The sequence below is a fragment of the Nonomuraea sp. B208 genome, assembly GCF_057536035.1.
Window position 1 is genome coordinate 71,576 of record NZ_BAAJOU010000022.1, and the last position, 14,365, is coordinate 85,940.

Annotated in this window: 14 protein-coding genes; 7 read left to right on the forward strand and 7 right to left on the reverse strand. The window is 71.8% G+C overall.

Annotated elements, in window-relative coordinates; translation table 11 throughout:
• Window positions 1–67: 67 nt before the first annotated feature.
• On the forward strand, window positions 68–487 hold the full coding sequence (locus AC27IY_RS23160) for a hypothetical protein (protein ID WP_364451073.1): 420 nt from the start codon (window positions 68–70) through the stop codon (window positions 485–487).
• 67 nt (window positions 488–554) lie between these two features.
• A complete protein-coding gene (locus AC27IY_RS23165; protein ID WP_487179143.1) occupies window positions 555–794 on the forward strand; it encodes a DUF6289 family protein in 240 nt (79 codons plus the stop codon).
• A gap of 19 nt (window positions 795–813) precedes the next feature.
• On the opposite strand, the gene AC27IY_RS23170 is transcribed toward AC27IY_RS23165, so the two are convergent.
• The 7 genes from AC27IY_RS23170 to aceB are packed head-to-tail and all read right to left on the reverse strand — an operon-like array spanning window position 814 to window position 7,914.
• Window positions 814–1,026, reverse strand: a complete 213-nt coding sequence (locus AC27IY_RS23170; protein ID WP_344204919.1) for a DUF2277 domain-containing protein — start codon at window positions 1,024–1,026, stop codon at window positions 814–816.
• A 3-nt stretch (window positions 1,027–1,029) separates the two neighbouring features.
• Window positions 1,030–1,773, reverse strand: a complete 744-nt coding sequence (locus AC27IY_RS23175; RefSeq protein ID WP_344204918.1) for an IclR family transcriptional regulator — start codon at window positions 1,771–1,773, stop codon at window positions 1,030–1,032.
• A gap of 14 nt (window positions 1,774–1,787) precedes the next feature.
• The gene (locus AC27IY_RS23180) at window positions 1,788–2,531 is read right to left on the reverse strand and encodes an IclR family transcriptional regulator (protein ID WP_449943097.1); all 744 of its coding nucleotides are present in this window, start codon (window positions 2,529–2,531) and stop codon (window positions 1,788–1,790) included.
• On the reverse strand, window positions 2,528–3,730 hold the full coding sequence (locus AC27IY_RS23185; RefSeq protein ID WP_487179144.1) for a (Fe-S)-binding protein: 1,203 nt from the start codon (window positions 3,728–3,730) through the stop codon (window positions 2,528–2,530). Before AC27IY_RS23185 ends, AC27IY_RS23180 begins: the two co-directional genes overlap by 4 nt.
• Before the next feature lie 2 nt (window positions 3,731–3,732).
• Window positions 3,733–4,893, reverse strand: coding sequence for an FAD-binding oxidoreductase (locus AC27IY_RS23190; protein ID WP_487179145.1), 1,161 nt, complete (start codon window positions 4,891–4,893; stop codon window positions 3,733–3,735).
• Complete coding sequence (locus AC27IY_RS23195; RefSeq protein ID WP_344204913.1) at window positions 4,890–6,326, reverse strand: FAD-linked oxidase C-terminal domain-containing protein; 1,437 nt, start codon at window positions 6,324–6,326, stop codon at window positions 4,890–4,892. The genes AC27IY_RS23190 and AC27IY_RS23195 overlap by 4 nt, the downstream gene beginning before the upstream one ends.
• Window positions 6,327–6,336: 10 nt before the next feature.
• A complete protein-coding gene (gene aceB, locus AC27IY_RS23200; RefSeq protein ID WP_487179146.1) occupies window positions 6,337–7,914 on the reverse strand; it encodes a malate synthase A in 1,578 nt (525 codons plus the stop codon).
• A gap of 156 nt (window positions 7,915–8,070) precedes the next feature.
• Between aceB and AC27IY_RS23205 the strand changes: the two genes are divergently transcribed.
• From AC27IY_RS23205 to AC27IY_RS23225, 5 genes are all read left to right on the forward strand, one after another.
• The gene (locus AC27IY_RS23205) at window positions 8,071–8,763 is read left to right on the forward strand and encodes a DUF4097 family beta strand repeat-containing protein (protein WP_423445242.1); all 693 of its coding nucleotides are present in this window, start codon (window positions 8,071–8,073) and stop codon (window positions 8,761–8,763) included.
• Between the two features lie 84 nt (window positions 8,764–8,847).
• On the forward strand, window positions 8,848–10,275 hold the full coding sequence (gene hflX, locus AC27IY_RS23210) for a GTPase HflX (RefSeq protein WP_344204909.1): 1,428 nt from the start codon (window positions 8,848–8,850) through the stop codon (window positions 10,273–10,275).
• Between the two features lie 523 nt (window positions 10,276–10,798).
• The gene (gene hutI, locus AC27IY_RS23215; RefSeq protein WP_344204908.1) at window positions 10,799–12,007 is read left to right on the forward strand and encodes an imidazolonepropionase; all 1,209 of its coding nucleotides are present in this window, start codon (window positions 10,799–10,801) and stop codon (window positions 12,005–12,007) included.
• Window positions 12,008–12,047: 40 nt separating this feature from the next.
• A complete protein-coding gene (locus AC27IY_RS23220; RefSeq protein ID WP_487179147.1) occupies window positions 12,048–12,947 on the forward strand; it encodes a DegV family protein in 900 nt (299 codons plus the stop codon).
• 341 nt (window positions 12,948–13,288) lie between these two features.
• Complete coding sequence (locus AC27IY_RS23225) at window positions 13,289–14,203, forward strand: IS982 family transposase (RefSeq protein ID WP_487179148.1); 915 nt, start codon at window positions 13,289–13,291, stop codon at window positions 14,201–14,203.
• Window positions 14,204–14,365: the final 162 nt, after the last annotated feature.

Consider the following 14,365-nt stretch of genomic DNA (forward strand, 5'->3'; position numbering starts at 1 on the left):
CCTGTCTTGGGACGCCTTAGCCTCCCTTTAACCCGGTCTTAGCCCGACGTGGGGGAAGCTGGCGGGGATGAAGAGATACCTGCTGGCATGGGCCGCCACCGCCGTCGTCGCGACCGGGACCTCCCTGGCCGTGCTCGGGCTCGTCGGCACCGGGGTCACCGGCGCCTCGGGGCACGTCCTGTCCGAGGAGGACGCGGCCGCCGCGCTCGCCACCGCCACCGTACGCGCCGCCGCCACGCCGGCCGCCGCGCCGGAAAGCACCCAGCAGGGCAGGCTCATCCGCAGCGCGGGCGGCACGGTCATCGCCTCCTGCGACGGCGGCCTGGTGACGCTGCGCTCGTGGAGCCCTGCCCAGGACTACTCGGTCGACGGCGTCGAGCCGGGGCCGGCCGCCGAGGCGAAGGTCGAGTTCGAGCCGCGCGAGGGCGAGGAGATCGAGCTGACGATCGGCTGTTCGGCGGGCCGGCCGGTCCTGCTCCACGGCTGACCTTTTCAACCGGCCGTCGCGGGGCGATCATCGGAGCGACCCCCCTCAACGACGGAAGGGACCGCCGATGATCCGCCGCGTCCTCGCCACTCTGCTCGCCACTCTGCTCGCCGCCGCCGCCGTCACGGCCGCCACCGCGTCACCGGCCCAGGCCCGCGCATGCAGGATCGACCACTACTGCGTGACCACGTTCTACTCCGACGGCACGTACACGACCGTCGTCGGAGAGCTCTACGAGGACTGCGCCGGCAACCGCTCCATGTGGGGCACCCGCGGCATCCCGGTCTTCGTCGAGACGCCCTGCTGACGTCCGCGCGGGAGCCGCGTCAACGGCTCCCGCGTACCTCGAGCGCGCCGAGCAGCTCCTCGGACGCCCTGGTGACGGCCTCGACCGCACGGTCGAACGCCTCGGCGTTGTGCGCGGCCGGCGCGCGGAATCCGGAGATCTTCCTGACGTACTGCAGCGCCGCGGCGCGCACGTCGTCCTCGCTGACGCTCTCGACGTAAGGAGGACGGAGGGTCTTGATGCTCCTGCACATGACTCAACCGTAATAGCCGATGCGCTCGCTTATCTCCTGAGCGCCCCGGGCCAGCAGCTCGCCCACCTCGGGCAGCCGCTCCGGCGTCAGCCGGTAGGACGGCCCGGACGCGCTGACCGCGGCCACCACGGTCCCGTCACCGCCGCGCACCGGCGCGGCCACGGCGTTGAGCCCGACCTCCAGCTCCTCCACGGTGACCGCCCAGCCGCGCTCCCTGATCTCGGCCAGCCCGAGCGCGTCCGGCGCGGTGATCGTACGCGGGGTGTAGCGCTCCAGCTCGCCGCCGGGCAGCCGCAGCGCGCCGAAGGCGAGCAGCACCTTGCCGCTGGAGGTGGCGTGGGAGGGGGTGCGCTGGCCCACCCAGTTGTGGCCGCTGATCGCGGCCGGGCCGCGCACCTGGCTGATGTTGACCGTGGCCCCGTCCTGCGCCACCGCGACGTTGACGGTCTCGCCGACCGCCGCGGCCAGGCGCAGGCACACGGGCCGGCTCTCGCGGGCCAGGTCGAGCTGGGCGCTGGCCGCGCCGGCCAGCCTGATCACCCCGAACCCGAGCCGGTAACGGCCCCGGTCGCCGCTCTGCTCCACCAGCCCGCCCTGCTCCAGCGCCGCGAGCAGCCGGAACGCGGTGGACTTGTGCACGTCGAGCTCCGCCGCGAGGTCGGTCACCCGGGTGGCGCCCTCGCGGGCGAGGATCTCCAGGATCGCGATGGCCCGGTCGACCGACTGGACCGTCGTGCTGTTGCTCATGGCGCAACAGGTTACTAGGAGTGCGGGCCGAACTCCCTGCCGAAGTCGAGAGCGATCTTCCCCAGCCCCTCGGCCAGCTCCGTCCGGTCCAGCGCGTCGATCCGCTCGGCCGGCCCCGAGACCGACATGGCCGCCACCACCCGCTCGCCGTCGCGTACCGGCACCGCCATGCAGTGCACGCCCAGCTCCTCCTCGCCGAGGTCCATGGCGTAGCCGCGCTCGTGCACCGCCGCCAGCTCGGCGAGCATGGCGTCGATCTCGGTGATGGTGTTGGGGGTGCGGCGGGGCATGCCGGTGCGCTCGAACACCGCGACCGCCTCCCGCGGGGGCCGCCCCGCCAGCAGCACCTTGCCCACCGCCGTGCTGTGCGGCAGCACCCGCCGCCCCACCTCGGCGAACATCCGCAGCCGGCGCGGCGAGGACGCCTGCGCCACGTAGACGATGAAGTCGCCTTCGAGCACGGCCAGGTTCGCCGTCTCGCCGGACAGCTCCACCATCTTCTCCAGGTACGGCTGCGCCCGCACCCCGACCATGCCCTCCGCGACCCCGCCGAGCCGCACCAGCCCGCCCCCGAGCGCGTAGCGCCGGTCGGCCTCCTGGCGTACGTAGCCGCGGGCGAGCAGGGTCTGCAGCAGCCGGTGGATCGTGCCGTATGGCAGCCCCGTGTGCGCCGCGATCTCCGACAGCCCCGCCTCGCCCCCGTGCTCGGCCAGCGCCTCCAGCACGTCGAGCGCCCGCTCCACCGACTGGACGCTCACAGGCTCACCCCGCGCAGGGAGGCGTCGAGGACCTCGGCCGTGTGCGCCACCCGGATGTCGTCGCCCGCCCGCCGCATCGCGGCCGCGATCTGCATCGTGCACCCCGGGTTGGCCGACACCAGCAGCTCCGCGCCGGTCGAGCCGACCGCCTTCGCCTTGCGGTCGCCGAGCTCGCGGGCGGCCTCGGGGCGGAAGATGTTGTACGTGCCGGCCGAGCCGCAGCAGATGGCCGACTCGGGGATCTCGCGCACCTCCAGCCCGGGGATGCCGGCCAGCAGCTCGCGTGGCTGCGACCGTACGCCCTGGGCGTGGGCCAGGTGGCAGGCGTCGTGGTAGGCGACGGTGAGCGGCAGCGGATGCCGCTCGGCGACCGGCCCCAGCTCGGCCAGGAACTCCGACAGGTCGCGCACCTCGAACCGGGGCTCCTCGCCCAGCAGCTCGCCGTACTCCTTCATCGAGGAGCCGCAGCCCGCCGAGTTGACCACGACCGTGCTCACCCCGGCCCGCTCGAAGGCCCGGACCGTGCGCCGGGCCAGCCGTCTGGCCTGCTCCTCGCGCCCGGCGTGCACGCTGAGCGCGCCGCAGCAGCCCTGCCGGGGCGGGATCACCACGTCGCAGCCCTCCATCGACAGCACCCGCGCCGTGGCCGCGTTGACCTGCGGGAAGAACTCGCGCTGCACGCAGCCGAGCAGCATGCCGACCACGGCCCGGCGCTCGCCCCTGGCCCGCACCACGCGCGGCAGCCGCTCGCGCCGCTCGACGCGGGGCGCGAGCGCGGCCATCGCGCCGAGGCTCGGGTTGGCCCTGCCGACGTAGCCGGCCATGCGCCGGGCGAGCGGCGTCAGCGGCCGCGTCAGCCGCAGCCGGCGCGGATAGGGGAAGAGGCTGAACACGATGCCGCGCACCGCCCGCTCCTGGGGGTCGCGCTCGTGCCGCCGCTCCACCTCCACCCGGGTCAGCTCGATCAGCCGGTCGTAGCGCACGCCCGACGGGCAGGCGGTCACGCAGGCCATGCAGCCGAGGCAGGCGTCGAAGTGCCCGGCCATCTCCGGCGTCACCGGCGTGCCCTCGACGTGCTGCTTCATCAGGTGGATGCGCCCGCGCGGCGAGTCCATCTCCTCGCCCCACAGCACGTACGTCGGGCACGTCGGCAGGCAGAACCCGCAGTGCACGCAGTCGTTGATCAGTTTGGGGTCCATGCTCAGATGCCTCCCACGAACCGGCCGGGAGACATCCTGCGCCCGGGATCGAACCGTTCCTTGACGCGCCGCATCAGCGGCAGCGCGCTCACCTGCCCCCACCGGTCGAGCCCGGCGTGCGGCGCGGCCAGCACGTTCACCCGCCCGCCCGCGGACTCCACCCGTCGCCGCAACCCGGCCAGGACCTCGGCTTCCACAGGTGCGGCCGGCGCCAGCAGCACCCGCCCGGACAGCACCGACCCGCGCAGCGCCAGCCCGGCCCGCTCGGCCGCCTCCAGCACGGCCGCCAGGCCCGTGGCGGGGAACCGCGCCTCGACCAGCGTCTCGTCCCGGGAGACCAGCCCCCACCACGGGGGCGGCGCGTCGGAGATCTCGCCGCCGCCCACCAGCTCGCGCAGCGCCGCCGCCCGGCTCTCCGCCGCCGCGCCCTCGGCCAGCACCGCGAGCACCGGGCGCGCGCCCGGCTCCGCCCGGTCCACCTCGGCGGCGCTCGGCTCGGCCTGCGAGGCGGCCAGCGCCGCCGCGATCCCCGGCAGGTCCGCCGCCCCGACCTCGGCGCGCACCCAGCGCCGCGCGGCGGGCAGCGGGTGCAGCCGGAACGTGGCCTCGGCGATGACGCCGAGCGTGCCGTAGGAGCCGGTGAAGAGCTTGCCGAGGTCGTAGCCCGCGACGTTCTTGACGACCTTGCCGCCCGAGCGGGCGACCGTGCCGTCCGCCAGCACCACCGTGACGCCGATGAGCAGGTCGCGCGGGGTGCCGTAGCGGAAGGCGCGCGGGCCGGCGGCCCCGGTGGCCAGCGTCCCGCCCACCGTCGCGTCCTCGGGCGCGTCGACCGCCAGCTCCTGGCCCTCGTCCGCGAGCGCGGCGGCCAGGGCGCCCATCCTCACCCCCGCCTGCGCGCGGACCACCAGGTCGCCCGCCGCGTGCTCCAGGATCTTGTCGAGACGGCTCAGGTCGAGCCGCACGTCGCAGCGCTCCGGTGGCGCCCCCCAGTGCAGCTTCGTGCCGCCGCCCGCGGGCACCACCGCGAGGTCCCGCTCGGCGCAGGCCCGCAGCACCGCCGCGACCTCCTCGACGCTCTCGGGCAGCGCGACCCACCGGGGGAGCACGCCGCCGACGGCGTCCTCGGGGCCCGCCTGCCCGACCGTCACACCCTCGATCAAAACTGCTCCGCCTTCCCCGACTCGACCAGCGGATGAACGCCCTTGCGCACGCCCGGCACCTCGCCGCACAGGCGCGGCGTGGGGAACACCTTGCCCGGATTGGCCAGGCCCTCCGGGTCGAACGCGCACCGGACGAGCTGCATGGTGTCGAGATCGGTCGCGCTGAACATCCGCGGCATGTAGCGCGCCTTGTCCACGCCGACGCCGTGCTCCCCGGTGATCGAGCCGCCGTGCTCGACGCACAGGTCGAGGATCGCGCCCGACACCACCTCGGCCCGCTCGCCCGCGCCCGGCTCGGCGTCGTCGAACAGCACCAGCGGATGCAGGTTGCCGTCGCCCGCGTGGAAGACGTTCGCCACTCTGATGCCGTGCTCGGCCGAGATCCGGTCGATGGCGGCCAGCACACCGGGCAGCGCCGTGCGCGGCACCACGCCGTCCTGGACGATGTAGGCCGGGCTGATGCGGCCCACCGCCGCGAACGCCGACTTGCGGCCCTTCCAGATCGCCGCCCGCTCGGCCGCGTCCGCCGCCACGCGCAGCTCGAACGCGCCCGCGCAGATCTCCCTGAGCCGCGCGAACTGCCGCTCCACCTCCGCCGCCGGCCCGTCCAGCTCCACGATCAGCACCGCCCCGGCGCCCTCGGGGTAGGAGCAGGCCACGGCGGCCTCGGCCGCCTCGATGGCGAGCGCGTCCATCATCTCGATCGCGGCCGGCACGATGCCCGCCCCGATGATCTCCGAGACCGCCTGGCCGCCCTGCTCGATGCTCTCGTACGCGGCCAGCACCGTGGTGACGGCCTCCGGCGCCCGGCTGAGCCGTACCGTGATCTTGGTGGCGATGCCGAGCGTGCCCTCCGAGCCGATGAACGCGCCCAGCAGGTCGTAGCCGGGGTCCATCCGGTCCAGTGTGACCAGGTCGCCGTCAGGGGTGACGATCTCGCACGCCTCGACGTGGTTGACGGTGAAGCCGTACTTGAGGCAGTGGGCGCCGCCCGAGTTCTCCGCCACGTTGCCGCCGATCGAGCAGACCTGCTGGCTGGAGGGGTCGGGCGCGTAGTAGTAGCCCTGCTCGCGCACGGCCTCGGTGATGGCGAGGTTCGTCACGCCCGGCTCCACCACGGCCCGCCGGCCCGGCAGGTCGATCTCCAGGACGGCGCGCATCTTCGAGGTCACGATGAGCACGCCGTCCTCGCGGGGGAGCGCGCCGCCGGACAGACCGGTGCCCGCGCCCCTGGCCACGAAGGGCACGCCGAAGTCGTTGCAGAGGCGTACCACCCGGGCGACCTGCTCGGCCGTGGCCGGCAGCACGACCACGCCCGGGGTCGCCCGGTGGTAGGTGAGGCCGTCGCACTCGTAGGTGCGCAGGCGCACCGGATCGGTGATGACCGAATCGCGGGGCAGCACCGAGAGCAACGCCGTCGTCAGTGTCTCCATCACGCCTTTTCTACGGCATCCGGGCGTAGGCGGGGAGGGTCAGGAACTCGGCGAAGTCGTCGTCGAGCGCCACTTCCTTGAACAGCGCCGTGGCCTGGCCGAACAGCTTCTCGTCGTACCCCGGCTCCTTGGCCGCCTGCTCCAGCTCCTCCGCGATGATCCGCTCGACCAGCTCCTTCGTCACCCGCTCGCCCGTGTCGGCCAGCGTGATGTCGTTGTGGATCCACTGCCAGATCTGCGAGCGCGAGATCTCGGCCGTGGCGGCGTCCTCCATGAGGTTGTGGATGGCCACCGCGCCGGAGCCGCCCATCCACGCGGCCAGGTAGCGCAGCGCCACGTCCACGTTGCTGCGCAGCCCGGCCTCGGTGATGTCGCCCGGCGTCTCGGAGACCGACAGCAGGTCGGCGGCCGAGACGGCGACGTCCTCGCGCAGCCGGTCGAGCTGGTTGGGCCGCTCGCCGAGCACCCCGTCGAAGACCTCCCTGCAGATCGGCACCAGGTCCGGGTGCGCCACCCACGAGCCGTCGAACCCGTCGCCCGACTCGCGCGTCTTGTCGGCCCGCACCTTCTCCAGCGCCACCGCGTTGACCTCGGGGTCGCGGCGCGAGGGGATGAACGCCGCCATCCCGCCGATCGCGTGCGCGCCGCGCTTGTGGCAGGTGCGCACCAGCAGCTCGGTGTACGCGCGCATGAACGGCGCCGTCATCGTCACCGCGTTCCGCTCCGGCAGCAGGAACTCCCGCCCACGGGTGCGGAACTTCTTGATCACGCTGAACAGGTAGTCCCAGCGGCCCGCGTTGAGCCCCGCCGAGTGCTCGCGCAGCTCGTACAGGATCTCCTCCATCTCGAACGCGGCCGGGTAGGTCTCGATGAGCACGGTGGCCCTGATGGTGCCGTGCGGGATGCCGAGCAGCTCCTGCGCGCGGGTGAAGACGTCGTTCCAGAGCCGCGCCTCCAGGTGCGACTCCATCTTCGGCAGATAGAAGTACGGGCCCTTGCCCTTGTCGAGCTGCCGCTGCGCGCAGTGGAAGAAGTAGAGGCCGAAGTCGAACAGCGAGGCCGACACCGGCCGCCCGTCGACGTTCGCGTGCTTCTCGTCCAGGTGCCAGCCGCGCGGCCGGACCACGATCGTGGCCAGCTCGTCGTCGGGGCGCAGCGCGTAGGACTTGCCGCCGGTCTCGAAGTCGATCGCGCGGTCGAGCGCGTCGCGCAGGTTGAGCTGGCCGGCCACGCAGTTCTCCCAGAGCGGCGAGTTGGCGTCCTCGAAGTCGGCCAGCCACACCTTCGCGCCGGAGTTGAGCGCGTTGATGGTCATCTTCTTGTCGACCGGTCCGGTGATCTCGACGCGCCGGTCCTCCAGGCCGGGCGCCGGGGACGCGACCTGCCAGTCGCCCTCCCTGATCTCCTTCGTCTCCGGCAGGAAGTCGAGGGTGCCGCCCGCCGACAGCTCCGCCTGCCGCGCCTGCCGGGCCTCCAGCAGCTCCAGCCGCCTGGAGTCGAACTCCCGGTGGAGCGCCGCCACGAAGTCGAGCGCCTGCGGGGTGAGGATCTCGTCGAACCGGTCGAGCCTCGGGCCGGTGATCTCCATACGGGCCTCTTTTCCGCTCTGTGGAAATTAGATTCTGGATTGTGGAAGTGACGCTACTCTGCCCGGCCTTCCGGGTCAAAGACCGGGGGTCCCCCGGGGCGTCTTAGGGGACATCCCCGATGGGCGCGGGCGGCTCGCCGGGGGGAAGATCGATCCATGAGAACGATCGCGATCGCGGGTGGCCTGCTGGCCGGGGCCGCGCTGCTGACGGGCTGCGGACTGGACGCCATCGCCGGCCCCACCAACAAGGACACCAAGTCCTACGAGGTGACCGACCGGGTGACCGAGCTGCGGCTCGACGGCGCCTCCGGCGATGCCGTGATCACCGAGACCGGCGGCACGGCCGTCCGCGTCACCGAGACCCTGCGCTGGAGCGGCGACTCCAGGCCCACGCCCGAGCACAAGGTCGAGGGCGGCACGCTGGCCCTCTTCTACTCCTGCCCGTCCAGCCTGGGCACCTGCGGCGTCGACTACAGGATCGAGGTCCCCAAGGGGCTCGCCGTCGACCTGGAGACCGGTTCGGGTGACATCACGCTGCGCGCCCTCAGCGGGGACGTACGGGTGCACGTGGCCTCCGGCGACGTGGACGCCGCCGACCTGAGCGGCAAGAACGTCGTGGCCGACTCCGGCTCCGGCAACGTCGAGCTCAAGTACGCCACCGCCCCCACCAGCGCCCGGCTCAAGGCCGGTTCGGGGGACGTCTCCCTGTTCGTCCCCGACGGCGCCTACGACGTGTCGACCGACGTGGGCTCGGGCGACGTGGAGATCTCGGTGAAGAAGGACCGCTCCTCCCCGAACAAGATCTCCGTCAGCACCGGGTCGGGCAACATCAGCGTGTCAGCGCGATAACCAGGTGCTTACGCGGGGGATGTCGTGCCACCATCGGGGAAGACATCGAGGTGTCCAGACGTTTCCCTCATAGAGATGACACGAATGCACAAAAACACCGCACTCGACGAGTTCGAGACCACAGGCTTCGACACCGGGGAATTCGACCTTGAGGAGCGTCAGGCGCTGCGGCGCGTGGCGGGCCTCTCCACCGAGCTCCAGGACGTCTCCGAGGTCGAGTACCGGCAGCTGCGGCTTGAACGGGTCGTTCTCGTCGGCGTCTGGACCTCCGGCACCGCCGAGGACGCAGACAACTCCTTGCTGGAGCTCAAGCTTCTCGCGGAGACGGCCGGCTCCCAGGTGCTCGACGGCCTCATCCAGCGGCGCCAGAAGCCCGACCCCGCGACCTACATCGGCTCGGGCAAGGCCCTGGAGCTGCGCGACATCGTGGAGTCGACCGGCGCCGACACCGTGATCTGCGACGGTGAGCTGACCCCCGGCCAGCTCCGCCAGCTCGAAGACACCGTCAAGGTCAAGGTCATCGACCGCACGGCGCTGATCCTCGACATCTTCGCCCAGCACGCCAAGAGCCGCGAGGGCAAGGCCCAGGTCGAGCTGGCGCAGCTCCAATACCTGCTGCCGCGGCTGCGCGGCTGGGGTGGCAACCTGTCCCGCCAGGTCGGCGGACGGGCGGCGGGCGGCGTCGGCATCGGCGGCCGCGGCCCCGGTGAGACCAAGATCGAGCTGGACCGCCGCCGCATCCGCGAGCGGATGGCCAAGCTCCGCCGGCAGATCGGCGGCATGTCCACCGCGCGCGACACCAAGCGTCAAGCGCGCCAGCAGCGCGAGGTCCCGGCCGTGGCCATCGCCGGCTACACCAACGCCGGCAAGTCCTCGCTGCTCAACCGCGTCACCGGCGCGGGCGTGCTGGTGGAGGACGCGCTGTTCGCCACCCTCGACCCGACCGTGCGCCGCGCGCGCACGCCCGAAGGCAGGCTGTTCACGATCGCCGACACCGTCGGCTTCGTCCGCCACCTGCCGCACCAGCTCGTCGAGGCGTTCCGCTCCACGCTGGAGGAGGTCGCCGACGCCGACCTGATCCTGCACGTGGTCGACGGCTCGCACCCCGACCCCGAAGGCCAGCTCGCCGCCGTGCGCGAGGTGCTGGCCGACCTCGACGGCGTCTCGGGCATCCCCGAGATCGTCGTGGTCAACAAGGCCGACGCGGCCGACCAGGAGGTCCTCGACCGCATCACGCGGCGCGAGCGGCGCAGCATCGTGGTCTCGGCGCGCACCGGCAAGGGCATCCCCGAGCTCATGGAGCTCATCGAGCGGGAGCTGCCGCGGCTCGACCACGAGGTGCACCTGCTGGTGCCGTACGAGCGGGGCGACCTGGTCTCGCGGGCCCACAAGGAGGGCGAGGTGCTCTCCGTGGACCACGTCGAGGACGGCACGGTCCTGCACGCCCGTGTGCTGCCCAGCCTGTTCCAGGAGCTGGAGCGGGTGGGCAAGCCGGTGGAGCGCGTTTCGTAGAAGCACTTTCACGATTCACCCGGGGCGCCCCGCCGTACTGCGGTACGGTGGGGCGGTCCGATTGTCGGGCACGTCACGGCATGGCTGGGGAGGTCTTGCCGCAAAGCGTGCAGACTTGCCCAAAAGCGGCAGTGGTCCCTGAAGCCCTGGTATTGCTACGATTGGCCAGACCTGACGTAGGTCTGGCTGTCTTGGCTGAGGTTCGGCTTCCGGGTTTCGGATGATGACTGAAGGTGTCAAAGTCATCAGCGGGGGCCGCGTGAACGAGGTGGGGCTGGGTGACGGTGGGGATGACTGGTCTTTCTTCCGAATAACCCTGTACACCGGCCCGATATGTGAAATAACGTAACTGAACTGAAATCGCCGGATCATGACTCTGGCGATACGGTCACCGCACAACAGACGCGGATGAGAGCAGGAGACCCCCCATGTCGTCCGGACCCGGAGCGGACTCAGTGGGCGCGGCACAGGCCGTGCGCTGGGCCATGCGCTCGCGCGGGGGCTCGCGCAGGGCGGTGATGCGGTGACCGTTCGGCTCCTGACCAACATCGGCCGCCTCTGGACCGGCAACGAGGTCCTCAGCAACGCGGCCATCCTCGTGCACAACGACCGCATCGCGTGGGTCGGGCGGGCGCCCGACCTGCCGCAGAGCGTGCCCGGGGTCGTCGACGACATCGTCGACGTCGACCACGTGGAGAACCTCGGCGGCGCGCTGGTCACGCCCGGCCTCATCGACGCCCACACGCACCCCGTCTACGCCGGCAACCGCTACGCCGAGCTGGCCATCCGCACCGGCGGCTCCAGCGCCGCCTCGATCACCGCGGCGGGCGGCGGCGTCGGCTCGACCGTCACCGTGACCCGCGGCACCGACCCGTGGACCCTGTGCAACGGCGTACGCGAGCGGCTGCGCAGCTGGCTGCTCAGCGGCACCACCACCGTCGAGGCCAAGACCGGCTACCACCTCACGCGCGACGGCGAGCTCGCCGACGTGCGGCTCCTGCGTGAGCTGGAGAAGGAGCCGATGATGCCGCGCGTGCACGTCACGTTCCTCGCGGCGCACGTCGTGCCTCCGGAATACTTCGGCCGTCAGCGCGAATACGTCGAGGCCGTGGGCGCCTGGTGCGCCGACGCGGCCGCGGCCGGCGCCGACAGCGTCGACGTCTACTGCGACGAGGGCCACTTCACCACCGAGGAATCCCGCTGGGTCCTCGCCTCCGGCCGCAACGTCGGCCTGCTGCCGCGCATCCACGCCGGCCTCTTCGCCCGCCGCGGCGCCGTCCAGCTCGCCGCCGAGCTCGGCTGCGCCTCCGCCGACGGGTTGCACCACATGTCCGACGAGGACATCGCCATCATGTCCCGCTACGGCGTGCCCGCCGTGGTCTGCCCGGCCACCGCCCTCCAGCGCGGCCACCTCCCGCCGGTCCGCCAGATGATCAAGCACGGCGTGCAGATCGCGCTCGGCAGCGACCACAACCCCGGCTACTGCGGCATCACCTCGATGTCGCTGGTCATCGCGATGGCGGTGTCGGCGTTCGGGATGAGCGTCAACGACGCGCTGCGGGCCGCCACGCTGGGCGGCGCGACCGTGCTCGGGGCGCCCGACCGCGGCGTCCTCGCGCCCGGCCGTCTCGCCGACATCGTCCAGTGGGACGCCGACCACGAGGGCGCCTTCGCCTGGTCCTTCGGCCTCAAGCCGCGCCGGGTGTGGCGGGGTGGGACGCCCGTTCAGTAGTTAGTCTCGGGGTATGCCGTCTTTGCCCCGAATCGCCGTCGTGACCGACTCGACTGCCTGCCTGGTTGATGAGGTGGACGGGGTTACGGTGGTCCCGATCACCATGATCGTCAGCGGCACCCCCCACGACGACCCCACCCCCCACGACGACCCCACCCCCCACGACGACCCCACCCCCCACGAGGACCCCACCCCCCACCCGAACCAGGCCCCTCCGGCCTCCTTCGCCCCCACAGCTCTGGGCTCCGGCTCTGGTTCGGGCTCGGCCTCCACCTCCCGTCCCTCGCCCGCCCGCTTCGCCGCCTGCTATGCGGCGCTCGCGGAGTCAGGCGTCACTGCAATCGCCTCAATCCACTTATCAGCCGAAATGTCGGGCACCGTGGACTCCGCACGAGCGGCTGCCCGCGACGCGGCCATCCCGGTCGAGGTGATCGACAGCCGGTCCATAGGGATGGGCCTCGGCTACCCGGTCCTGGCCGCCGCCCGCGCCGCCGCCGCAGGCGCGTCATTGGAGACGGTGACATCGGCCGCCCGCCGCTGCGCCACGTCCACGCGGACGTACTTCTACGTCGACACCCTGGACAACCTGCGCCGCAGCGGCCGCATCGGCGCCGCCGCCCGCCTCCTCGGCTCGGCCCTCATGATCAAGCCTCTGCTCCACATCGTGGACGGCCAGATCTCCCTTCTGGAGAAGGTCCGCACCGCCACGCGCGCCATCGCCCGCCTGGAGGATCTGGCGGTGCAAGCGGCCGGCGACGGTCCCGTGGAACTGGCAGTCCAGCACCTGGCCGCCCGCCCCCGAGCCGAAGCCCTGGCGGAACGCCTCCGTAAACGCCTCCCCGCCCTCGCCGACCTTCAGGTGGTCGAGGTCGGTCCGGTCATCGGCGTACACGTGGGCCCTGGCATGCTCGGCCTCACCATCACCCCCCACACCTCTTGAGCCGCCACACTTCCTGGGCCCTGGCGCCTCCTCTTGAGCCCCCACACTTCCTGGGCCCTAGCGCCTCGTGAGCGGCCCCACTTCCTGGGCCTTGGCGCCTTTGAACCGGCGCACCGCCTGGGGCCCTGGCGCTTCCTGAGCGGCCGCACTTCTTAGGCCCGAGCGCGCCTCCTGAGCCGTCACCCCTCCTGAGCCGTCACCCCTCCTGAGCCGTCACCCCTCCTGAGCCGTCACCCCTCCTGAGCCGTCACCCCTCCTGAGCCGTCACCCCTCCTTAGCCCTAGATGATTGATGCCAAGGCGTAGCTGCGGAGATAGGGCGAGGGTGCCCAAGCTCGATGTGTGACGAAAGAGTTAGACACCCTCGCAACCGCACTGTACGTGCAGATCGATGATGTGTTGAAGGCCCAGCCACAGCTGGCTCCGTGGCGGCCTAAGGTCGGCATCGCGCCGACGCTCAGCGACGCCGAGCTGGTGACCCTGGCGGTGCTGTCGGCGCTGCTGGGCTTCACCTCCGAGCGCCGCTGGCTGCGGCACGCTCGCACCGAGTTGGGCGCGATGTTCCCGCATCTGTCTGGCCAGCCGGGCTACAACCGGCGGCTGCGCAACGCCTGCGGCCTGGTCAGGCACATGATCCGGATACTGGCCGCCGACACCTCGCTGTGGAGTGACGACGTCTGGGTAGCCGACTCCACGCCGATCGAATGCGGCCGCTCACGGGAGACGGCGCGGCGTTCGGCGCTGGCAGGGTGGGCGGAGTACGGCTACTGTGCCTCCCACTCCCGCTACTTCTGGGGGCTTCGGCTGCACCTGCTGTGCACGCTGGGCGGACTGCCGGTGCTGTACGCCCTCAGCGGCGCCAAGGCCGATGAGCGCGAGGTACTGCTCGGCATGCTGCAGGCCGCACCCGACGTCCTGGCCGCTCATCCGGAACAGACGATCATCGCTGATCGGCATTACTACGGCCGCGTCTTCGAAGCCGAGCTCACCGAGCGTGAGCTGCAGCTGCTGCGCCCGGCCCGTCAGAGCGAACCCGAGCGGCCCGGCGCAGCACTGTTCAAGCCACTGCGCCAGACCATCGAGTCGATCAACCAGACCCTTAAGAGCCAGCTGGACCTGGAACGCCACGGCGGCCGCACCCACGCTGGCGTCATCATCCGCGTACTGACCCGCATCCTCGCGCTGACCAGCGTGATCTGGCACAACGACAAGACCGGCCAGCCGATCAAGCGGTCTCTGATCGCCTACGACCACTAACCGTAGCCAGACCCCTTGGCATCAATCATCTAGTCGAGCCTGAGCTGCCACCTCTCCTGCGCCCTCGCGCCCTCTGAGCCTCCGTCCCAATCGCACTGCGTCCTCGGTACCTCTACACCCCTCTGGATCGTTCGGACCCCGTCAGCCCTCGTAACCGCCTGT